Genomic DNA, 23,726 nt, shown 5'->3' with positions numbered 1-23,726 from the left:
TGTCGCATCTATAAATCCTGGTATGTAACATTTGTAGGAAAGTAGAAAAGAAGTGATATGATCATCTAAAAAAAAAGCAAAGATGTTTCGTATTAGTTCAAAATTATTGCCATATTTCAAAGGATTTAGCTTTTCAGCAGAGATAATAATGTTATCTGTATATATGAAATGTAGATTCTCTTTGAGCTATCGAGATTTGGAAGAAATGCTGAGTATAAGGGGAGCAAAAATTGATCATGCTACGTTACAAAGGTGGGTTATCAGATTTGTGCCACTGATAGATGAAGCGGTAAGGAAAAGGAAGAAGCAGGTTGGCAGTAGCTGGAGAATGGACGAGACCTACGTTAAATTAAACGGCAAATGGGTTTATCTATACAGAGCACTATTGGTAATACTGTAGACTTTCTGTTGTGTGCTCGTAGAGACAAGTCTGCGGCACTTGCGTTCTTTCGTAAAGCCTTTAGAGAGAATAACCTTCCTGAGAAAGTAGTAATTGATAAAAGCGGCAGTAATACTGCTGCTCTTGATGATTTGAATACAGAAATTTCTGAAGATTGTAGAATCATGGTTTTTCAAATAAAATATCTAAATAATATTGTCGAACAAGATCATAGATTTATCAAAAAACGAATAAAGCCAATGCTTGGTTTTAAGAGCTTCCACTCCGCAAAGATTACCATTACCGGCATAGAAAATATTCGTATGATTCAAAAAAGACAAATTATCGGGGCTAATGATAATGTTTCTACTTTTGAGAATTTTGCTATGCTAATTGCTCTATAACTCCCATAATCCCAGTTTAACGATCTTCTTGTACCACAATTTATAGATGCGACAGAACCCCTCCCGAATCTCCTGGATAGGCATCTATCTCATCAAGAAAGAGGTATTTTACTGGCATAGATCGGAGGCCTACACTGCTGTTTGCTCCAGTTATTACTACTATTCCACCTGGAAATTCCTTACTTTGCACAGTATTGCCTGAATCTCTTGACCTTGGGTCTTTTACTTTACTTTTTAAACATGGTGTACTCTCTATTAACGGCGCAAATCTTCCTTTTGACCAACGCTTTCCCATTTCAACTGTTGGCTGTACTACCAGCATTGGACCTGGTGTCTGATCTATGATATAGCCTATCCAATTGTTACCAGCTTCTGTTCCTCCAATCTGCGCTCCTTTCATGAATACTATTTTTTCAGTTGGTGAAGAAGGAGATAGTGAATCCATAATTTCTTTTAAATAAGGAGTTCTTTCCGTTCTCCATTTTCCTGGCTCTGATGCTGCAGTTGGTGCTAGAACTCGATACTCATTCGCCCACTCTGATACTTTAAGCTCTGGATCTGGTTTTAAACCTTCAGAAAATGATGTGGCGTATATCATATTGCTAGCTCTTCACCATCATTAGATGATACTTCAACATCACTTAAATTAGGACTACTTGTTTTCTCACTTTCGAGTTCATTCAACCACTATGGATTAAAATCCAAAGATTGAGAGAGAGCATAGAATGCTAACTTTCGACTTGAAAGTCACCAAATTTATCTTCTTTTTTAGAGTGATTTTCAATATAATTTTTTATCATTTCGTCAGTTACATTTCCGCTAGTCCTGACAAACTAGCCTACTGCCCACAACCCAATATCTCTTTTTTAGCTCTGGAAAGTTTTGCTGGATTTTTCTGGAACTTTTTCCTTTTATTAACTGCACTAACTTACTAATACTTAAGTATGGGGGTACAGAAACGTATACGTGTACATGACTTGACGCAACTCTACCTCTGATAATTTCTACTTGATTATTTGCACATACTTCTTGTACAACTTCTTTAGCTTTCTGTCCAATATCTCCAACTAGTACTGGATATCGATATTTTGTTATCCACACTATGTGATATATATACAGAGTGACTGCTTTTTCTATAATATTCCACATTCTTTCAGATTTTTCACCTTAAAATTATATTCTTAAAAGGATGGACTTCAAGTCCAGGGTTTTTCTCCCAAATTTGGGACAATAAATTATCCTTATCCTTAAGCTTTTCATTGCTAAATAATCTGTATGCACCCTTAGCTTCTTTCCATCCACTACAGCTTTGATTAATTGATCCAGACACCTTACCCTCTATACAATAGCCTGTTTTAATAAGTCTCTTATGAAGTCTTGTATCTCCTAAATTAACGTGTTTTAACTCTCTTTCCAGCCATTTATCCCCTAAGCCATCAGTATATTGCACATTTGTACTTACTTCACTCATTTTAATCCCAAATTTATTTGGTATCCATTTTACTCACTTTTTTATTTGTGGGTAAAAGTGAGATTTGAATCCGATTGAGAAGTTCTGATCAAGCACGCCATAAGAAAGTCTCTACAAACCTTTTGGCCCAATATTAATTCGGCTATTGATTTTGTCTTTCAGAGTGCTCGAGCAGATCTGACTTCGGTTAGCTATAGCAGCTATAATGTGCTTGCAACAACTAATTCACTACGGCAACTGCACCGTGACAGTGTTTGTATTTTTTTCCAGAGTTACAAGGGCACTTGTCATTTCTTGAAACTTTTGGAAGTCTGCTATTTTTAGTAGAGCGTGACCTATTGCCTATTTCTTGATTGTCTAGCAACTTAAAGTGCGCTAGGCGGTGAATGGTAAGCTCCCTCCACTTTTCAAGCATCGACTCAAACATTAAGAAAGCTTCGCGTTTAAATTCATTCAGTGGGTCTTTTTGCCCCATGGCACGCAAATTTATGCTTTGTCTTAGGCTCTCTAAGACCGAAAGGTGCTCCCTCCATAAATGATCAAGTGTCATGATCATCACTTGTTTCACTATCGTATTCCACAAATCTGTAGTTTGTTGACTATTGAAATATTTTTCTTTCTCAGTAAAAAATTCTTGTATTTTGTCATTTATATAATCCAAGGCTTCTTGTTTATTCAAAAACTCTGCTAGATTAAGCGTTATCCCGTATCTTATGTGGAATTCTTTTGCAATATCTTCAACATAATCTTCGTAATAACCACTTTGTACTATACCTTCTATTATATCCTCATTTACTTCACTATATACTTCAACTAAATCATTGATTTCATTGTTTAAAATATGATTTCTCTGCTTAAAAATAACCTTACGTTGATTGTTAATTACATCATCAAACTTTAGCAAAGACTTCCGCACATCATAATTTCTAACTTCAACTTTCTTCTGTGCTTTCTCAAGTGCTTTATTAATCCATGGGTGATGAATAGCTTCATTGTTCTTTAGTCCCACTTTTTGTAAAAAATTCCTCATTCTATCAGAGCCAAATATTCTCATTAAATCATCTTCAAGTGATAGAAAGAACTTAGAAAGTCCAGGGTCACCCTGACGACCAGAACGGCCACGCAGTTGATCATCTATTCTCCTGCTTTCATGCCTTTCGGTTCCGATAACACATAAGCCACCAGCTTTTATAGCAATTTCCTTATCTTTTTTTACTCTTTCGACTATTTCTTGATATTTTTTTTCTCTTTCATCAGCATTTTTTATTTTCTCGAGCTCTATTTTTGCAATCATTTCAACATTTCCACCAAGCTGAATATCAGTTCCACGTCCTGCCATGTTTGTTGCTATAGTAATGCTGCCTGGTATTCCAGCTTGCGCTATTATGTACGCTTCTTGTTCATGATAACGAGCATTTAGTACTGAATGCTTAAGAGAATAGCTTTGCAAAAGCGCAGAAAGTTTTTCAGAGTTTTCAATACTTACCGTACCAACAAGGATTGGTTGTAGGCGTTTGTGGCATTCTTCTATGAACTTCAATACAGCACTAAATTTTTCTTTTTCTGTGCCATAAATTTCATCGTCAACATCTATTCTTTTAACAGACACATTAGTTGGAATTTTTACTACATTTAATCTATATATATCATGAAACTCCTCTGCCTCTGTTACTGCTGTTCCTGTCATACCAGAAAGTTTGTTGTACATACGAAAGTAGTTCTGAAATGTGACTGATGCTAAAGTTTGACTTTCATGCTGAATTTCAAGATTCTCCTTTGCCTCCAATGCCTGGTGAAGACCATCAGAATATCTCCTACCTTCCATCATGCGCCCAGTAAACTCATCAATAATTACCACCTTACCGTTTTTCACTATATAATCTTTATCAGCAGTAAACAGCTTATGTGCACGAAGTGCTTGATCTATATAATGAGTCAGTATAATATTGCTAGTATCATAGAGCGAGGAATTTTCAGGAATGATGTTATACGATTTTAGTAATTCCTCCACTCGTGAAATGCCATTTTCAGTGAGGAACACTGCTCTACTCTTTTCATCGACTTCATAGTCAGAATCAACTAATTTGATTACTATTTTATTGATATGCTTATATATCTGATTATTTTCCTCAAGTGGGCCAGAAATAATGAGCGGAGTACGCGCTTCATCAATCAGTATAGAGTCTACTTCGTCTACTATCGCGTAATTGAAGCCTCTCTGAACCATATCTTCTTGAGAAAATTTCATATTATCTCGTAGATAATCAAAGGCAAGTTCATTATTTGTTGAGTATACGATATCTGCGCTATAAGCCTTTTTTCTCTCGTCGTCTGTCAAATTATTTGTAATAAATGCAACAGAAACTCCAAGAGAATTATATAATTTACTCATCCACTCTGTATCTCGTTTTGCAAGATAGTCGTTAACAGTTACGATGTGCACACCTTTTCCTTCTAAAGAATTTAGATATGCAGCTAAAGTTGCGACGAGTGTCTTTCCTTCTCCTGTTTTCATTTCTGATATCATGCCATTATGGAGAACCATGCCACCAATTAGCTGAACGTCGAAATGCCTCATGTTAAGGAATCTTCGTGATGCTTCTCGTACAACCGCAAATGCAGGTACGAGAAGGTCATTTAGTGTTTTTCCATTTTTCAGTTCTTGTTTTAATTCCGCAGTTTTACTAGCAAGATCCTCATCAGATAAGCTCTGCATTTCTTGCTCTAGCGCATTAATCTGCTGAGCAATTTTTCTGAAGGATTTTATTATCTTCTTGTTCGTTGATCCAAATATCCTTTTTATAAAAAAAAGTGACAACGTAAAGATGAAGAATATAAGAATAGTTGTTAAAACTAACGTAGAGTCTGGCATAAACTTAGGTAAAGTTTTATTTAATATGAGATTATATTACTAAACGTAACCTGCGGCAATTAGATTCAGAAAATCTTTATTTACAAACTAAGGAAAAGATTCTTGCAGATGAAATGTAAAAGAGTCTATTTATTTTATTAAATATTATAATTAATAATTAAACTTTCTTGATAAATTATTAAAATAGTCTTAAGCTACATGTATAAAACGGTTAGTGGAGTTACAATGTTAAGCAATATTATAAAAGTAAAATTAGAGAAAAATAGTTGTCCTTTTGAAGAATTAGAAGAATTTTTTGCTTCATTAAAATTTGGTACAAAAGGGTTTAAAGATTCTTCATTCAACCACTATGGATTAAAATCCAAAGATTGAGAGAGAGCATAGAATGCTAACTTTCGACTTGAAAGTCACCAAATTTATCTTCTTTTTTAGAGTGATTTTCAATATAATTTTTTATCATTTCGTCAGTTACATTTCCGCTAGTCCTGACAAACTAGCCTACTGCCCACAACCCAATATCTCTTTTTTAGCTCTGGAAAGTTTTGCTGGATTTTTCTGGAACTTTTTCCTTTTATTAACTGCACTAACTTACTAATACTTAAGTATGGGGGTACAGAAACGTATACGTGTACATGACTTGACGCAACTCTACCTCTGATAATTTCTACTTGATTATTTGCACATACTTCTTGTACAACTTCTTTAGCTTTCTGTCCAATATCTCCAACTAGTACTGGATATCGATATTTTGTTATCCACACTATGTGATATATATACAGAGTGACTGCTTTTTCTATAATATTCCACATTCTTTCAGATTTTTCACCTTAAAATTATATTCTTAAAAGGATGGACTTCAAGTCCAGGGTTTTTCTCCCAAATTTGGGACAATAAAATTAGTTTGCCAAGGATGGGGTGTGCCGTAGAGACACAAAGAAAGATCAGAAATGAGCAAACTAAGTGCTTAAGCTGCACAATAGATGAGGGAAAGGTCCCTCACAGTCGGCTTGCAAGAGCAGGCTTTAAACAACCATAAGCTGCTTTGATAAAGAGTCAAGGTAGTGAGAGTTATGGATAAAGGCACAAATACGTGTCATGTACGAAATAGAGAGGCGAATGAAAATGAACCACTGATGAAGGGTTCTGTCGCATCTATAAATTGTGGTACAAGAAGATCGTTAAACTGGGATTATGGGAGTTATAGAGCAATTAGCATAGCAAAATTCTCAAAAGTAGAAACATTATCATTAGCCCCGATAATTTGTCTTTTTTGAATCATACGAATATTTTCTATGCCGGTAATGGTAATCTTTGCGGAGTGGAAGCTCTTAAAACCAAGCATTGGCTTTATTCGTTTTTTGATAAATCTATGATCTTGTTCGACAATATTATTTAGATATTTTATTTGAAAAACCATGATTCTACAATCTTCAGAAATTTCTGTATTCAAATCATCAAGAGCAGCAGTATTACTGCCGCTTTTATCAATTACTACTTTCTCAGGAAGGTTATTCTCTCTAAAGGCTTTACGAAAGAACGCAAGTGCCGCAGACTTGTCTCTACGAGCACACAACAGAAAGTCTACAGTATTACCAATAGTGCTCTGTATAGATAAACCCATTTGCCGTTTAATTTAACGTAGGTCTCGTCCATTCTCCAGCTACTGCCAACCTGCTTCTTCCTTTTCCTTACCGCTTCATCTATCAGTGGCACAAATCTGATAACCCACCTTTGTAACGTAGCATGATCAATTTTTGCTCCCCTTATACTCAGCATTTCTTCCAAATCTCGATAGCTCAAAGAGAATCTACATTTCATATATACAGATAACATTATTATCTCTGCTGAAAAGCTAAATCCTTTGAAATATGGCAATAATTTTGAACTAATACGAAACATCTTTGCTTTTTTTTTAGATGATCATATCACTTCTTTTCTACTTTCCTACAAATGTTACATACCAGGATTTATAGATGCGACAGAACCCATTTATCTGCTGGAAGTGAAGAAAACAATCGTAGAAACGGGAGGAATGGCAAGACTTTGAAGACAAGCGCAGGTTCATTTGAACTATTGACACCAAGAGACAGAGAAGGAAGTTTTGAACCACAAATAGTGAAAAAAAGGCAAACAAGCTTACATCCAGAGCTTGAAACGAAGATTTTGAGCACATTTGCCAGTGGTATGAGCTATAGAGATATAGCGTCACACGTTGAGGAAATTTATGATCACAAAATATCTGCAGCAGAGATATCAAGTATTACCGACAAATTACTGCCGTTAATCAATGAATGGCGCAGTCGTCCACTGCAATCTGTATATCCAATAGTATTCATGGATGGCATGTTTTTCAAAGTCAAGGAGGACGGGCATTGCGTAAGTAAATGCATGTATAATATATTAGGCATAGATCAAAATGGCAGAAAAGAAGTACTAGGCTTTTATTTAGCCGAAAGTGAAGTTCTGGTTAGGAGTGTTAAATGACCTAAAAGAGAGAGGGGTAGAGGATATTCTGATTGCATGTGTTGATGGTCTAAAAAGTTTTCCTGCGGCTATAAATAGTGTATTTCCCAAAGCAGAAGTACAAATATGTATAGTGCATCAGATAAGAAATTCATTGAAATATGTATCCAGCAAAGATGTGAAAATTTTCATGAATGATTTGAAAAAAATATATCGTGCTTCAAGTAAAGAAATCGCTGAAAATTATTTGCTTGAGCTGGAAGAAAAATGGGGTGAAAAATATCCTTTGGTCATAAAATCGTGGCAAAACAATTGGGAAAATTTGTCTGGTTATTTTAAGTATTCTGGCCCTGTTAGAAGGCTAATTTATACCACCAATCCAATTGAGGGGTTGCATAGACGAATCAGGAAATTCATTAAAACCAAGGGCTCATTTACCAGTACAAATGCCTTGTATAAGTTGGTATATTGTGCTATAAAAAAAGTGGAGCAAAAGTGGATTATGGCTCTCCCTAATTGGGCTTTAACTATGTCTCAACTTGACATCTTCTTTCCCAACAGATTGAAAATTGAGTTGAACTAAAAATGCGGCTTGACACACTTTTTTGAACATTCCCGCCTATTCGAATTTGCCTCGTAAATCCCTTACATCACACCTTCTCATTGGTAGCCATGCAACAAAGCCATCCAATATCTCCAACTAATACTGGATATCGATATTTTGTTATCCACACTATGTGATATATATACAGAGTGACTGCTTTTTCTATAATATTCCACATTCTTTGAGATTTTTCACCTTAAAATTATATTCTTAAAAGGATGGACTTTAAGTCCAGTGTTTTTCTCCTAAATTTGGGACAATAAAATCTAACGTGACTTCGCGCCAAATGTGATGCTGCTCAGCAGGTAAGCCAATTAACGGGCTACATTTATATACTGCACGCATTGCATTATCTGCTGCTGATCTAAAAAGAGGATTATTTTGATAAGAACTACTATCTGCTACGTTGGCTACAACGATCTCGCCTTTACTGGATAATAATAAGTTAATTTTTATACTAAAATTTTCTTTATAAACTATGCTCTCAGGAATGCTCCAACACTCTGTCAGTTTATCCCTTATAGAATTAATAATTTCTGTTACAGCCAATTCATCATCTTTGTTCTCAATATTTTTCTTATCTCTTATTTCATTTTTCACCTCTTTGATGTCTTCTCTTAGTTTTCTTTCTACACCCTTTTTTCTTTTGGGAATTGGAATACCCTCATCAATTTCCTGTATTTCAATAATTTGCCTCGGTTGTACTAACTCAACTAATTCTTTTTTTCTTTGTGGTATAGGAATAACTGACGAATCATCCGTTTGGGCTTTCATTGAAAAAAGCAAAAAACAACATAGAAACAAAAGAAGAGTATAATTAAAATAGAGAGGGCGCATATGTTAAGCAGCTTGTTTTACTGGTTTAAAGCTAATATTGCACATAAAGTCAATATATTTCAGTTGACTTAAACTCAAATTTGCTACACTAATTTTATTATCTCTATAATATCATATGGTCAATATACTCTGAATGAGATGGAAAGATGAAGGTGTTATTATAGCTGTTAAAAAATACGGTGATAAAAATTTAATTCTTTCTCTATTTACAAAAAATCATGGAAAGTGCAGAGGATTAACTAGGTTAACAAACAATAGCAATTATAAGTTTCAAATAAGTAATCTATTACATGCAGAATGGAGTGCTAAGCTACCTGAAAATCTAGGTTTTTTAAAGTGCGAATTGATTGAATCTCCATTTCATCATTTCTTTCAAGATAGGTTAAAAAGCATTGCTATTGTTTCTTTCTCGTCTATATTAGAAAAAGTGCTTCCAGAAAGTGAATCCTGCATCAAGTTATATGATAATTTGAGACACTTCATCGATGTAATAAAACATAATAGCCAGTTTTGGCAAAGTCATTACCTTAACTTAGAGCTTCTGCTTCTTACGCAACTTGGATTTAAGTTAGACCTATCAAAATGTGCTGTAACAGGTGTGAAAGAAAATCTACAATTTATTTCTCCAAAAACTGGTAGAGCAGTGTCAAAAAAAGTAGGTGACTGTTATGCAGATAAATTACTACCTTTTCCACAGATGTTGCATGATGTATACAATAACAACCTACAAAATAGCTACTCATATCAAGAATTCAGACTAGGGTTAAAAATTACAGGGTATTTTTTAAATAAATATCTATTTCTGCAGTTAAATGCGAAATTTCCGGAGTTGAGAAATTTTATGCTATCATTTGAATCTTAGTTACTACTTATTTGAAAGAACTTCAACCAGTAACCACTCTATTTCTACCACTGTTTTTTGCTTTATATAAATATTTGTCAGCACGTACTATAAATTTTTTAACATCATCAAGGTCAGATCTTTGCATTGCTGAAATTCCAATGCTCACAGTTACATTATGGGTTGTATTTTTACCCACAAGTATAAAAGGTTCTTTGGCAATAATTTTCCTTATTCTCTCTGCAATAGTATACGCATCTGATACATTGGTATCTGGCATTACAACAACAAATTCCTCACCACCAAACCTAGCTAATAAATCTGTCACTCTGATATTTTCAGAAATTCTTTTCTGTATTTCCTTTAAAAGTTCATCTCCAGCATTATGCCCAAAGTTATCATTCACCATCTTAAAATAATCTATATCAAGTATCATAAGAGATAAACTTCTATCTTTTTCCACAGAATCCTTAACAATATTTCTTAAGTGTGCATCAAAATATCTTCTATTATAACAGTTAGTTAATGGATCCTTTATAGACATTTCTACATTATTAAATAAATTCATTCTCAAGGCATCTTGATACCTTTTGCGTTTCACTTGCAAATTAACCCTAGCTATTAATTCACTCTCATCTAAAGGTACTGTTAAATAATCATTAGCACCTACATCAAGTGCCTTTACTAAATTGCTTTTATCATAATCTTCAGAAAGGATCAGAATTGGTGTATAACGTGTTTCTACTTTACTACGAAACTTAGAACACAACCGTAGGCCGTCAGTTTTTGAAAACTGCATGTCAGAAATAATCAGGTCGTAATTATCCTTAATACCAACCTTTAATGCTTCTTTTGGATCGTGCAGTATTTTAATTGATCTGAAGCGTTGCTTTAGAACATTGTGTATCTGCTCTGCTTGAAAGGTGTCCTCATCTACAACAAGTATGTTAGCATCAAAAATCTGATTAGAATAATCCATAATACTGCTTTCTGCTACTCCACCAATCTCAGCATTAGTTTCTCCTCTCAAGCACAACTCATCTATTATCATCTTTAAGCGCACAAGAGACTTAATTCTTGCAGATAAAGCAGTTTCATCTATCGGCTTAGTTAGAAAGTCATCCGCACCAGCATTAATTCCTTCCACTCTATCATGAGTGTCATGCAGCGCAGTTACCATAATGATTGGAATATAAGTCGTTAAGGGATCATTCTTTAGCTTCTTACAAACCTCAAAACCACTCATTTTTGGCATCATGACATCAAGTAAGATAATATCTGGCTGCTGTTCCGCTACTAAATCTATCGCCTCCTCGCCATCATAAGCTACAATAACTGTATAGTACTCTGCTTTTAGCTGAGCCTCCAAAAGCTTAACATTAGATGGTATATCATCTACTACTAGGATTTTTGCTGTCATTTTTTGTACTATCTACATTGTAAGTAGGATAAAGCTTGCCATCTTCACCAATTATGTAATTGACTTTTTCAACGTTATGCCCTTCATATAATTCTTTAATTCCGGTATCCTTCAACAATTTCCTAACTCTTGATTTTACAACCCAGAAATACCTATATATATTTTTAATAAGATTAAGAAATACAGGTACTTTACTTTTATCAAAAACAATTATACTCACTAAAGCTACAACTAAAATTTCTGAAAGACCTATATTAAACATTTTTCCTATGAAGCAAGTACTTTAATTCTCCTGATTATGAGTATTAATTTACTTAAATCAAGTTTAGAAGCAACCATCTCATCTAAAAAGCTATTGTAACGCTCTATATAATCCTTATCATTAAGAGCCCAAGTTTGAACCTTATCTATATGATTATCAGTAGCTTTTATAACTTTAACAGCTAGCTTATGATGATAATTGCTTAAATCATCTAATAAATCATTAATTAAGCTGCGATCCCAATAAGAAGAATGGCTTTTAATCTTGACAGCAATTGTTCTAATCATATCAAACCTTAGCAGCGACTTTAATTTAAAGTATATTCTACCAGCTTCAAAGATTGATAAAGATGTCTGTTCAGCAATAGATATAACGTCCAGCGCATAAATAAGAATACGTAAATCAGCAACCTTTTTTGCTAGATCTTTATTTATGTTAAGCTCTACCAAAGAGGTTAATCCATGATTATAGATCTTTAACAGGCGATCATCTAAAATATCATGGCCTAAAGTTTCAATTGCACCCCTAAATTTTGTAACACCATCTAGTTCTACAAGATTAAGCTTACCAAGATTTTTTACTAACCAAAATGATACCCTACCAATAAATTTTTGCACACTTCTCACTACTTGCAAATATGAATCAACATCAATTTTTCCATCCAATTCATCAATTTTCTGCCAAAGGCTACTTAAATTATATAGGTGATTAACAACGATATATATGTTAACTGCTTCATGTACTTTAATTCCAGTACTCTCAACCAAATTATTAATAAATATACAGCCCATCCTATTTACTACATCGTTTGTAATGCAAGTAGAAATAATTTCCCTACAAAGTTGGTGTTTCAATATGGAATCCTTGAACTCTGTTACCATCCTTTGTGGAAAGTAATTTAGTAAGTAATCACGGCACAAAAAATCTTTTTCAGGTAGCTCAGAGTGTATAACTTCATTTTTTATTGCTGTTCTTGCATAAGACATCAGAACAGAAAGCTGAGGAGAACAGAAACCTTCTCCATCAGTTAACATTCTTGCTACCTCTTCTTCAGCTGGAAGAAATTCTACATCTCGGTTTAGCAGCCCAAATTTCTCTAAACTGAGTAATAATTTATGGTGCTGCTCCAACTTTTCTTTAGCTTGCAAGCACTCAAGAAGCAATGCTTTTGTTTCAATCCTGTTATGGTTTTCAAGTACCTTAGATGCAACTTCATCTATCATGCTAGCCAGTATTTCATTCCTTTTTTCCAAGGAAATTCCCCCTTCTTTCATAATTGCAACAAAAGCAATCTTGATGTTAACTTCAAGATCAGAACATATTACTCCTGCTGAATTATCAATAAAATCTGCATTGATATACCCACCTATTTTAGCGTATTCTACCCTTCCAAGCTGCGTGCAACCAAGGTTGCCACCCTCTATAAACATAGAAGCTCCAATATCATGACCGTTTACTCTTAATTCATCATTTGCTTTATCGCCAACCATGCCATGGCTTTCACTTTTTGCCTTAACAAAGGTGCCAATTCCTCCATTCCATATGAAATCCACTTTTGCCTTGAGCAAATATCGAATCAAATCATTTGGAGATAATGTATCTTCCGTTATATCAAAGCACTTTTTCATTTCTTGAGAAATTTCTACTTGTTTGCTACTACGTTCAAATACCCCGCCACCATGAGAAATCAAATCTCTATTGTAATCCATCCAAGTGGAAAACGGTAATTCAAAGAGCCGTTTACGCTCCACGAAACTCTTTTCCGCATCAGGATTTGGATCAACAAAAATATGCATATGATTAAATGCTCCAATTAAACTCATATTTCTTGAAAGCAGCATGCCGTTCCCAAATAGATCGCCAGCCATATCTCCAATTCCAATAACAGTTGTATCCTGGTAAATATCCTTATTCATTCTCCAAAAATGGCGTTGTGCTGCAATCCATGCACCTCTTGCTGTAATACCCATCTTTTTGTGGTCATAACCTGCTGATCCACCAGATGCAAATGCATCTTCGAGCCAAAAGTTACATTCAGAGGATATTTCGTTTGCATAATCAGAAAATGAAGCAGTGCCTTTATCTGCTGCAACTACCAAATATGGATCATCTTCGTCATACCTAATCACATTTTCTGGTGGAGTTATTTTGCCATCAACTACATTATCAGTAATATCAAGCATTCCTCTGATGAAATTCTTATAGCATTCAACACCTTTCTCCCTTAAAATGTTTTTGTCTTTATAAACTTGCTTTATTACAAACCCACCCTTTGCGCCAACAGGTACAATGACCGCATTTTTTGTCATCTGGGCTTTCATGAGTCCCAAAACTTCAGTGCGAAAATCTTCCGTTCTATCCGACCATCTCAAACCACCACGAGCCAACTTCCCTCCTCTTAGATGTATTCCCTCAAAAAGGTTTGAATAAACATACAATTCACGGTATGGGCGCGGGTCAGGTAAACCATTTATTTTACTTGAATCAAATTTGATAGATAAGTATGGCTTATCATCTTGATAATAACTGGTTCTCAAAATTGCCATTATCAAGTTAAATATCGAACGCAAAACGTAATCATGTGAAACGTTGCTGATCTCTTTTAGTAGTTCTTCAATTTTTTCTATCAAAATGCTAGTAGTTTCTGCCCTATCAATATCTATTTTAGTATCAAATCTTGAATGAAATAATTCTACTAAATACCTTACTACTTTTGGATACTCTGATACTACTTTCTGGATATATTCTGGGTTATAGCTAAATGATGTCTGCTTTAGGTAGGCGCTTAGCGCTCTAATCAGAAGCACTTCCTTCCACTCGAGCCCAGCAATAATGATCAAGCTGTTAAAATAGTCATTTTTTATTTCCTTGCTGAACACTTTTACAAGTGTTACCTCAAACTGCTCTTTTAAAGTAATGTTGTCTATTAATTCATCAACTCTTGACAACACAAAATGATGTATCCATATTCCACCGTCGATTTCTATATAATAACCATTATGAGATAGAATCTTAGCCCCTAAATTCTTAGTAACCTTTAATATCTTTGACAATTCAAGGCCTCCGTTGCTTGGAGTGTAAACCTTCAATTGATAGTTGAGATTGTCACGAGTAAGCCTCAAATCAACTTCGCTGACTTTTTTCTTTCTCACTATCTCCAATTTTTTCATATCATAATACGCATCATGAGGTTCAAAATTCTCTTGATAACTTATCGGAAATGCCTTGCAATAGCGGATAAATATATCCTCAACAGTGCTAAAAGTATTATATAAATTGTCTATAAAACGATCTTCCCACTTTTCTGTAATGTTTCTTAACTTGTTTTCGATACGCAAAACTTCATCATCAAAAATGCTAGCGCTTTTGGTTCTTAGCACCACGTGTAATTTCATCAAATCATATTCATTGATAATGTGATTGTTATAAATATCTGAACTTTCTGCATTCGTTTCATCTTTCAATATATCGCGTATCTTAAACATTAGTCTTGCACTAGCATAACGCATCGGTATCAATACTATGCAACTAATAAAGTTCCCTACCTTTCTCAAAAATAATTTGACTCTTGGTCTAATCGCAAGAGACATGATCGAGGTGCAAATTTCAAATAACTCGTCTTCATTTGATTGGAATAATTCGTCACAAGAAAATGCCTGTAAAATGGAAATTAAAGCTTTATTGTTATGGCCACCAGGAACAAATCCTGCCTTTTTTTCTATTGTTGTAACCTTATCCTTTATTACCGGAATAGTTCGAATATCTTGCACTTCTGCTATAGAAGTAAATAGCCCAAAAAAATGCTGTTCCCTTATTACATCACCCTGATCATTAAATTCTTTCACTCCTATACAATTCATATAGGTACGCCGATGAATTATTGAGATTAGGTCTGATCTTAGTATGTATAAAGAATTCAAGCTTTCAGAAAAAATTGATGAATTTTGGTACTCTTCACTTGCTCTCATTAACCCGAGGCTCTCCTTACCACTTAGAGCAAGCTTCCCTTCTTTATTAGTAATGTATTCTTGATAACCTAAAAATACAAAATTGTTATTTTTCAACCAAGCTAGAAAATCTCTGCCTCCAGCATCCAATGCCGGATGCTCAAGAAGCTTCTTGAGCATCAATTGCCAGTCCTTTACAACGCAGTTAACTGCTTTTAGCGTCTTTCGTAGAGATTCTTCTAGTGTATCAACAAAGCTACCGCTTATGCCTTTAATAATTACATATATTACTGACTCTTTGATTCCATTACTTTCTTCTAAAAGATGAATTTTATCTATTAGGCTATTTTTTCTTTGAACATTAATTATGCTGTTACTATAATAGCATATAGTTAAACCGTTTGACTTAATAGTGGAAATGACAGAATCCACTAAAAAGGGCATGTCATAATTTGTGATTTTAATTATAGTGAAATTGCCTTCTATTCCTGAAATATCATTTACATTACTTACTGCCAATTTACTTTCTTCTTTTTCTTTTTTAAGAATGAAGTTGTATGCATCTTCTGCAATGTATAAAAGAAATTTATCGTTGACTTTTAGGTCACTATTATAAACAAAATTATAAAAGTACTGTATAAACTCTTTAATTTTTTCTTTCTCTTTTTTATTCCCTTGATCAACTAGCTTAAATAAAGACTCAACATTAACATTATGATTTATACACATTTTTCAAAACAAAAATACACAGCGTGTCTAGATCTTTTTAACTAAGATTTCGTTACCAGAAGTATACACTATTAGCTCATCTCCTTCTACTATTTCCCCAGATAAAACTAACTTAGCTAGATTATTTTGAATGCATTCTTGTATTACCCTTTTCAGAGGCCGCGCTCCATATTCAGGGTCATATCCAGTTTGTGCTATTAGTTCTTTAGCTTCTTGCGATAAACTAATACTCAGTTTACGCTTAGCAAGCATCTTTTGTAAATAAGAGAATTGAACATCTATAATTTTATCAATGTCATCTTTGGTTAAGCTGTGGAATATAATAATTTCATCCAGTCTATTTAAAAATTCTGGACGAAACGCTGACTTAACTATTTTCATCACCTCATCTTTCACAGATTCGGTAGCTCCTCTTAGCATCATCTCAGCTCCAAGGTTAGAAGTTAAAATTAGTATGGTATTACGAAAATCAATTAATTTGCCATGGCTATCGGTTAGTCTACCTTCATCCAAAATCTGCAGTAGTATATTAAATATATCTGGATTTGCCTTTTCTATCTCATCAAACAAAATTACCTGATATGGTCTTCTCCTTACTGCTTCGGTTAATCTGCCACCTTGTTCATAACCAACATATCCTGGAGGCGCACCAATTAACTTTGAAACGGAGTGTTTTTCCATATACTCTGACATATCAAAGCGTAGAAGTGCTGATTGATCATCAAACAAAAATTCGGCAAGAGATTTTGCTAACTCTGTTTTTCCAACTCCGGTTGGACCTAAGAATAAAAATGAACCAAAAGGTCGATTAGTATCCTGAACACCAGAACGGGAGCGCCTTACTGCATTACTTATCGCTTCAATTGCATCTCTCTGCCCTATTACTCTTTTTCCTATTTCATTTTCCATGTTAAGGAGCTTTTCCTTTTCACTATGCATCATGTTATCAACTGGAATGCCTGTCCATTTTGAAACAATATTTGCAATATCACTCTCAGTAACTTCTTTCTTTAGGAAACTATCAGTAACTTTTTCCTGATTTTTTAACTCATTTTCAAGTTGAGGAATCACACCATACATCAATTCCCCTGCCCTTCCTAAATTTCCATTCCGCTGAGCCAATTCTAGCTCTTTCCTCGCATTATCCAATTTTTCAGCAGTTTCTTGTATTTTAGCTATTTTATTCTTTTCCATCTGCCATTTACTGCTTAAGTCAGCAAATTTACTGTTTAGACTCTCAATTTCCTCATTTATCTTTTTTAAACGTTGCTTAGAGTTTTCATCACTTTCTTTTTTCAAAGCCTCTGACTCAATTTTCAGCTGTATAATCTTTCTTTCAAGCTCATCAACAACCTCAGGCTTGCTGTCCATTTCAATTCTAACCCTACTTGCTGCTTCATCAATTAAATCGATCGCTTTATCAGGTAAAAACCTATCTGTTATATATCTATTAGAAAGCGTTGCAGCAGCGATTATTGCACCATCTGTGATTCTAATACCATGGTGCACCTCATACCTCTCCTTCAAACCCCTCAGTATTGAAATAGTATCAGTCTCAGTCGGTTGAGAAATAAACACAGGCTGAAAACGCCTTGCAAGCGCAGGGTCTTTCTCTATATGTTGACGATACTCATCCAAAGTTGTAGCCCCTATACAGCGAATTTCTCCACGCGCAAGAGCAGGCTTGAGCAAATTTGAAGCATCCATCGCACCACTTGTCGCTCCTGCTCCCACTAAAGTATGAAGCTCATCTATAAACAAAATAACTTTGCCCTCTGCTTTTAAAATCTCATTAATCACTGCTTTTAGTCTCTCTTCAAACTCCCCTCTAAATTTTGTTCCAGCAATTAATGCACCAAGATCCAAAGCTAAAACTTTTGCATCACGCAAACCAAGTGGTACATCATTTGCAACAATTCTGTTTGCTAAACCTTCAACTATTGCAGTTTTTCCAACACCAGGTTCACCTATCAGTACTGGATTATTTTTTGTTCGCCTCAACGATACCTGCATAGTTCTTCTGATTTCCTCATCACGACCAATTACAGGATCAAGCTTACCTTGCATAGCAAGCTCTGTAATATCTTTTGTATACCTCTTTGCCGCATTTAATTTTTCCTCGCTATTTGGAGAGTCTGCACTGCCACCTTTTCTCATTTCTGCAATAACTGAATTTAATTTTTGCGGTGTTACACCACCTTCTGCTAAAATTTTACCTACAATTTCATCTTTTTGTGCAGCAAGGCCCTGCAACAACCGCTCAACAGTAACAAATGTGTCTTTATTTCTCCTCGCAATACCAATTGAATCATCAAAAACTTTTGCTACCTCTCTTGAAAGCTGAAGTCCAACACTACCTGGTCCTCCAACCACTGGAAACTTTTTAATTGTACTACTCACAGCATCAGAAATATTCTGAACATTTCCATCACAGGTGCCTATCAAATCCTGAACTAAACCTGACTCATCTTCAAGCATTACTTTAAGTAAATGTTCAGGCATAAAAATCTGATGCCCAGCTCCCAATGCTTTCATTTGAGCGCTCTGGATTAGGCTTTTTGCTTTTTCGGTAAATTTATTCAAGTCCATAATACAAATTTAACTCATACTTGCTGATATATATAACAACTACTTTCTCAATTTTAAACTTAAAGTCATTCAGCATTCAACCACTATGGATTAAAATCCATAGTGGTTGAATATTTGATCGTAGGGCTTATCTTTGTTATGCCTTGACCTTAACACAGCTACATTTCTAGGTTTTTCCATCATCGTTTATAATGTTAGGATTAGCGCCTTTTTCTAGCAAAAATTTGATAATCCTTAAATCACCATAATATGCAACATTATGTAGTGCTGTGCTTACATACTTGTTAATAATGTTTACGTTAACTCCCTCATCTATTAAAAACCTAACTATCTCTAAATATCCCCTTCTGCAGCATAATGTAACGCAGTTAACTTAGGCATGTGTGTATCAGTATCTAATAAATTTTTTACTGAGAATTTTACAGTTTCTAAGTTACAATTTTGAGAAGCAATGCGTAATATCGTTTTATAATTATCTGCAGCTTTTGACTTCATGTAGTAATAGGTAGCAATAATACATACTATTAATGTTATAAGCCACCAAAAATGCAGCTTTTTTTTTGTATCTTGACTCAATTTATCCATATTCAACATCTTTTTAATATTAAATAGATCATTTACTCATTTTTTATTAACATTACTTACTCAAAGATGATGACAACATAGTAAGGTAACCTGAGTTGGCTTTGTTGCATAGCGAGTAGAGATGGGAGAAAAAAGGGAGAAAATCTAAAGAAAGTGGTTACTTTATTAAGAAATGAACATTGTGTAGAGTATATGCCAAAGAAGATGAAGGTCAGTAATCATTAAAGAGTATAATCAATTTTTAGAAAAAAGAGGAAATGTCTTTCATTTTATCGATGAAGCTATAGAAAACTGGTACGAAAGTTCAGAAAAAATTCCTGGAGATTTATAGCGATAAGGTTGTTATTGCAGTACGTATAGTCGTTAATCTATTTGGAATAGGCTTAAGGCAAGCAGTTGGATTTATAAAAGGATATTTACAAAGTATAGTGAAGAATCTCCAAGTATTCACAAGCTTCTCGTCAAACTTAATTTGAAACTATGTGACCACAGAACAGATAAAAATGACATAGAGAATATTGAAATTGCTATAGATAGTACTGTAATGCATATTTATAGTAACAGTACTCAACATAACAAAGATAACGCCAAGATAAGGAAGTATAATGGTACAGATCAAATAAGAAAGCTATATGTTGCTTTGGACGTAAACAGCAAAAAGGCAATAGCAGTTCGATATACTAATTTTCTTTCACATGATAGCATCTAAAATACTAAAGGAAATGGGTGATATCTATAAGATTAAGTCTCTGCGTGCAGATGGAACTTATGATACAGATAATTTATATAAGTTGTGCAATCAATACAATTTGAAACCCATCATAAAGCCAAGAAAAAATGCAAAAATCTGCAGCAATATAGATTATCTATCAGAAAGAAACAACAACATTAGTATAAGGAAAACTTACCCACTGGAAAAAGAAGACAAGGTATGAAATACGTTCACGTATCGAGAGTTTTTTCCTGAGGCTCAAAAAAACATTTGGATTTAGTTTTAAGAATAAATCTGAGGTAAATCGCTCTCAAGAGGTGCTTTTAAAATGCTATTTTATTAATAACTTTACTGATATAGGTATGCCTATTTTCAAATTTGCCTCGTAAATTCCTTTCATTACTCCTCCTTATTCCTTGCCATTCAACAAAACCTGGGAAGGGCTATACTTGGCAGTGGCTACACTTCTTACGGCAGAGCGATAAATGATTGCTGGTTAACCAAATGCTAGGAGAGGGTATGGGTAGTTTGATTTTTTATGTTGTTCTGAAAAGAAGATGTACTATATTTAGTATAAAATTCATAGTTACATGTTAATATTATACTAGTTTTTTAATTAAGGAGAATATTATGAAAAGTAATACAAAAAGTGCTGCTGCGTATAATACTAGAGAAGAAGCGTATGAACAATATTACCATTGCATACGCGCATGTCCTAAAAGTCATCAGGATAATAACGAACTACGTAGTGCATGCATTAGTAAATGTAGGGAAAGTGATTGGAGCTTTGAACAGGATGTAAAATTTAGTGATCAATTAAATTCTATTACGTCTCAGCTCCAGGAAGGGCTGAACGATTTATCTGAGTTGTCATCAGATCTAAATCTAATGAAACTATAAAAAAGAAGATACTTAGTATCTTCTTTGCTATGCAAGCTACTCTTATAGTTGAGTGTCACTAATTAGAGAAGTTTAAGCAGCGCATAACCTTGCTTATATTTTGCATAATATACATTTACGTATATTATAATAGGTATATAGATATTTTTTATTAAAAAGGAAGGGGAGGTGCCTTCGTGTGTTGACATCCTCCCCGCCCTAAAGGGCAAGGATTCCTACCACGTTCAGACCGAAGTCTGAATCATCTCGGTGGGTTCCTGCTTCATCGGGAGGCTAAATGCACTATCCCCTCCACAGGCACAACACGGCATGCCCTGCCGCTAAATCTATTATGCTTTTGTGCATATTCGGTGTCAACACCCGCTTCCGCCTTATATCCCCGCCCTGAAGGATGGGGTTTTACGGTGTTTTTTTGATAAGAAAAAGTCTTTTTCGGTGGTTACACCTATATTCTTTATTTCAGCTTTAAAACTGTTAAAATATAGCCCTTCCCATAATAGTCCAAAAAAATCATAAGAAGTAAGAATCGACAGCATGACGAAAAGATGTGAATAGAGGAATGTTTTTCCTAATTCTATTTTCTATAGCAAACCAATTATGCTCAATTTTGTTAAAATCTGGAGAATAAGGAGGTAGATATAAAATTTCTGCACCAACTCCTTTAGCAAGTTCAGTAATCTTATTAACCCCAGTTATGGATTAGAAAGTAGAATTAATAAAGAGAGGAATAGGGTAAACTCAGGTATTTTAGCAAAAATTAAGAGGTTATCCATGAAGAAAGATATTTTACTGTTTTATAGAAGATTTTTGTCACATTGCTGATGAAAAACTTTCAGAAAAGCTTCTATCAAGTGGCAAAAAAACAAAAAGAATACCTGAAATTACCGTGCCAGAAATACTTACTATAATCTTACTTTACCACAATCGCTGTGCAAAAATTTCAAGTTTTTTTACTTGAGTTATCTTAAATTATTGTACAGTTCTGAGTTTTCAAAACTCCCTTCGTATCATAGATTTGTTGCTCTAAAACTCAGGGTTTTATGGTATTTGGCAATGCTTTTGCAGTGGTTCTGCGAGCAAGCAAAAATCACTCTATATTGATACAACTGCAATCGCTGTTTGCCACACAAAAAGGATCGCAAAAAATAAAGTTTTCAAAGAGTTGGCAAATATAGGAAAGACTACCTATGTTCGGTTTTAAATTGCATCTGGTAATCAATGAAATAGTCGAAGTTCAAGTTATTACGCTAACTAAAGGCAGCGTTGACGACAGAAAACCTACACCAAATTTGACTAAAAAATTGACAGGACTTTTGTTCAGAGATAAAGAAGAAGGACCTCTTTGAGAAACTCTTCGATAGAGGTCTAAAACTCGTCACTCAAGTGAAAAAAGGCATGAAAAACGCACTGATTTCTTTAAAAGAGAAGATTCTATTGAGAAAAATTGATTATTGAGACAGTTTTTGGTTGTTTGAAAAATAAATTTGAGCTTCGGCACAGATCCCCCATAAATTTTTTGGTACATACTTTTTCAACATTAGTTTCGTATTCCATGCAGTCGAAAAAGTCCTCTATTTCTAAGCTTTATTGACTCGGATAATCCATAACGGCTTTGTTGCATAGCTAGTGTTGGTTGAGGTTATTGTAAGAAGAAAAGCTTTTTAATATATGGCTACTAACGAATTTTGTTGTAAAATAGGCATTTTTCAAACAAGTACAACTTATGCCACAAAAAATGAGAGTAAGTAACCAAAGAGAATATAACGAGTTTCTCAAAAAAAGAGGAAATGTTTTTCATTTTGTTAATCAAGCCATAGAAAATTGGTATGAAAATAGTCCAAAAGTTGCAGGTGGCAATAACACTTATAGTGATAAAGTTGTAATTTTAATACACATAATAGTTCATCTTTTTAGAATTGGCTTGAGACAAGCTGTAGGTTTTGTAAAAGGTTATATGGTACAAATAGGCAAAAAACTTAAGATTATCAGCTATACACAAGCTTCCAGAAGATTTAAAAAGCTTAATTTGAAGATTGATGACCATAGAAGCAATAAAGATGATCTGGAAAATGTTGAAATTGCCGTAGATAGCACTAGAGTTAGTATCTACAATAATAACGGTGGGCATAGTAAGCTTAATATTCGAAAAAGAAAATACAGTGGTTATGGTCAAGTAAGAAAATTACATGTTGTTTTAAACATAAATGATAAGAAAGCAATAAGCATGAACTACACTAGTGGTGTTGCTGTAGACTATTTGCCGGTCTGCGATATGTTAGAAGAAGTCAGTGATAAATATAACATTTGTTCTATTCGAGCAGATGCGGCTTATGATATAAAAAGTGTGTATAAAGAATGCAGAAAATACAATATTGTGCCTATTATTCGCCCTAGGAAGGATACTAAAATTTGTTTAGCTGACTACTTATCAGAAAGAAACAAGTATATTAGTAGAATTAGGTCATATGAGAATTATGAAGATGGTATTAATGAATGGAAGAAAAAAGTTAAGTATGGAGCACGGTCTTATATTGAAGTCTTTTTCTATAGGTTGAAGCAAATATTTGGGTTTGGCTTGAAAAATAAATCAGAGGTAAATCGTGAAAAAGAGCTGTTAATTAAGTGCTACTTATTGAACAAATTTACTGATATAGGTATGGCTGAATTTAAATTAGCTGCGTAAATTCACTGTGATTTACATGCCTATCAGT

General features: G+C 34.3%; 12 protein-coding genes and 10 pseudogenes. 8 read left to right on the top strand and 14 right to left on the bottom strand.

Annotated elements, in window-relative coordinates; translation table 11 throughout:
- The first annotated feature begins 82 nt into the window (after window positions 1-82).
- Window positions 83-783, top strand: a pseudogene (locus AAGE00_RS02330) (IS6 family transposase).
- Window positions 784-841: 58 nt separating this feature from the next.
- Here AAGE00_RS02330 and AAGE00_RS02325 read toward each other — a convergent pair.
- The 4 genes and pseudogenes from AAGE00_RS02325 to secA all read right to left on the bottom strand — a co-directional run.
- Window positions 842-1,381, bottom strand: a pseudogene (locus tag AAGE00_RS02325) (phage terminase large subunit family protein); the annotation flags it as partial.
- Window positions 1,382-1,511: 130 nt separating this feature from the next.
- Window positions 1,512-1,930, bottom strand: a pseudogene (gene tnpA, locus AAGE00_RS02320) (IS200/IS605 family transposase).
- Between the two features lie 15 nt (window positions 1,931-1,945).
- Window positions 1,946-2,254 carry a transposase DNA-binding-containing protein gene (locus AAGE00_RS02315; RefSeq protein WP_213863742.1) on the bottom strand — a complete coding sequence of 103 codons (309 nt, stop codon included), beginning with the start codon at window positions 2,252-2,254 and terminating at the stop codon, window positions 1,946-1,948.
- Window positions 2,255-2,474: 220 nt separating this feature from the next.
- Window positions 2,475-5,126, bottom strand: a complete 2,652-nt coding sequence (gene secA, locus AAGE00_RS02310; protein ID WP_012481813.1) for a preprotein translocase subunit SecA — start codon at window positions 5,124-5,126, stop codon at window positions 2,475-2,477.
- A 225-nt stretch (window positions 5,127-5,351) separates the two neighbouring features.
- On the opposite strand from secA, the gene AAGE00_RS02305 reads away from it, so the two are divergent.
- Window positions 5,352-5,498: a hypothetical protein gene (locus AAGE00_RS02305; protein ID WP_007302910.1), complete on the top strand. Its 147-nt coding sequence runs from the start codon at window positions 5,352-5,354 to the stop codon at window positions 5,496-5,498.
- Window positions 5,499-5,514: 16 nt separating this feature from the next.
- On the opposite strand, the pseudogene tnpA (AAGE00_RS02300) reads toward AAGE00_RS02305, so the two are convergent.
- Together tnpA (AAGE00_RS02300) and AAGE00_RS02295 are read right to left on the bottom strand one after the other, a co-directional pair.
- Window positions 5,515-5,933: pseudogene (gene tnpA, locus AAGE00_RS02300) on the bottom strand (IS200/IS605 family transposase).
- A gap of 391 nt (window positions 5,934-6,324) precedes the next feature.
- Window positions 6,325-7,025, bottom strand: a pseudogene (locus AAGE00_RS02295) (IS6 family transposase).
- An 87-nt stretch (window positions 7,026-7,112) separates the two neighbouring features.
- Here AAGE00_RS02295 and AAGE00_RS02290 point away from each other — a divergent pair.
- A pseudogene (locus AAGE00_RS02290) lies at window positions 7,113-8,172 on the top strand (IS256 family transposase); the annotation flags it as partial.
- A 103-nt stretch (window positions 8,173-8,275) separates the two neighbouring features.
- Here the strand turns inward: AAGE00_RS02290 and AAGE00_RS02285 are convergent.
- A pseudogene (locus AAGE00_RS02285) lies at window positions 8,276-8,369 on the bottom strand (IS200/IS605 family transposase); the annotation flags it as partial.
- A gap of 49 nt (window positions 8,370-8,418) precedes the next feature.
- On the bottom strand, window positions 8,419-8,967 hold the full coding sequence (locus AAGE00_RS02280) for a hypothetical protein (RefSeq protein ID WP_052265027.1): 549 nt from the start codon (window positions 8,965-8,967) through the stop codon (window positions 8,419-8,421).
- A gap of 196 nt (window positions 8,968-9,163) precedes the next feature.
- On the opposite strand from AAGE00_RS02280, the gene recO reads away from it, so the two are divergent.
- On the top strand, window positions 9,164-9,892 hold the full coding sequence (gene recO, locus AAGE00_RS02275; RefSeq protein WP_019236521.1) for a DNA repair protein RecO: 729 nt from the start codon (window positions 9,164-9,166) through the stop codon (window positions 9,890-9,892).
- Window positions 9,893-9,914: 22 nt separating this feature from the next.
- Here recO and AAGE00_RS02270 read toward each other — a convergent pair whose 3' ends face one another.
- The 5 genes and pseudogenes from AAGE00_RS02270 to AAGE00_RS02250 form a co-directional block, all read right to left on the bottom strand.
- A complete protein-coding gene (locus tag AAGE00_RS02270; RefSeq protein WP_007302914.1) occupies window positions 9,915-11,291 on the bottom strand; it encodes a PleD family two-component system response regulator in 1,377 nt (458 codons plus the stop codon).
- Window positions 11,263-11,553, bottom strand: coding sequence for a twin-arginine translocase TatA/TatE family subunit (locus AAGE00_RS02265; RefSeq protein ID WP_007302915.1), 291 nt, complete (start codon window positions 11,551-11,553; stop codon window positions 11,263-11,265). Before AAGE00_RS02265 ends, AAGE00_RS02270 begins: the two co-directional genes overlap by 29 nt.
- A 5-nt stretch (window positions 11,554-11,558) precedes the next feature.
- Window positions 11,559-16,229 (bottom strand): NAD-glutamate dehydrogenase, encoded by a 4,671-nt coding sequence (locus tag AAGE00_RS02260; protein ID WP_341815320.1) that lies wholly within the window; start codon window positions 16,227-16,229, stop codon window positions 11,559-11,561.
- A 27-nt stretch (window positions 16,230-16,256) separates the two neighbouring features.
- Window positions 16,257-18,818 (bottom strand): ATP-dependent chaperone ClpB, encoded by a 2,562-nt coding sequence (gene clpB / locus AAGE00_RS02255; RefSeq protein ID WP_052264804.1) that lies wholly within the window; start codon window positions 18,816-18,818, stop codon window positions 16,257-16,259.
- Window positions 18,819-18,908: 90 nt separating this feature from the next.
- A pseudogene (locus tag AAGE00_RS02250) lies at window positions 18,909-19,403 on the bottom strand (ankyrin repeat domain-containing protein).
- 722 nt (window positions 19,404-20,125) lie between these two features.
- Between AAGE00_RS02250 and AAGE00_RS02245 the strand changes: the two are divergent.
- A complete protein-coding gene (locus AAGE00_RS02245) occupies window positions 20,126-20,338 on the top strand; it encodes a hypothetical protein (protein WP_230440375.1) in 213 nt (70 codons plus the stop codon).
- Window positions 20,339-20,745: 407 nt separating this feature from the next.
- On the top strand, window positions 20,746-21,015 hold the full coding sequence (locus tag AAGE00_RS02240) for a hypothetical protein (RefSeq protein WP_019236515.1): 270 nt from the start codon (window positions 20,746-20,748) through the stop codon (window positions 21,013-21,015).
- Between the two features lie 510 nt (window positions 21,016-21,525).
- Here the strand turns inward: AAGE00_RS02240 and AAGE00_RS02235 are convergent.
- Window positions 21,526-21,699: pseudogene (locus AAGE00_RS02235) on the bottom strand (transposase); the annotation flags it as partial.
- Between the two features lie 97 nt (window positions 21,700-21,796).
- On the opposite strand from AAGE00_RS02235, the pseudogene AAGE00_RS02230 reads away from it, so the two are divergent.
- Window positions 21,797-22,606 (top strand): annotated as a pseudogene (locus AAGE00_RS02230) (IS982 family transposase).
- A gap of 132 nt (window positions 22,607-22,738) precedes the next feature.
- Window positions 22,739-23,698, top strand: a complete 960-nt coding sequence (locus AAGE00_RS02225; protein WP_341815149.1) for an IS5 family transposase — start codon at window positions 22,739-22,741, stop codon at window positions 23,696-23,698.
- Window positions 23,699-23,726 lie beyond the last annotated feature (28 nt).

Source organism: Wolbachia endosymbiont (group B) of Aricia artaxerxes (assembly GCF_964026975.1).
In the GTDB taxonomy this organism is placed as follows: Bacteria; Pseudomonadota; Alphaproteobacteria; order Rickettsiales; family Anaplasmataceae; genus Wolbachia.
The sequence above is the reverse complement of the archived record's forward strand: the minus strand, read 5'-3'. Positions and strand labels throughout refer to the sequence as shown.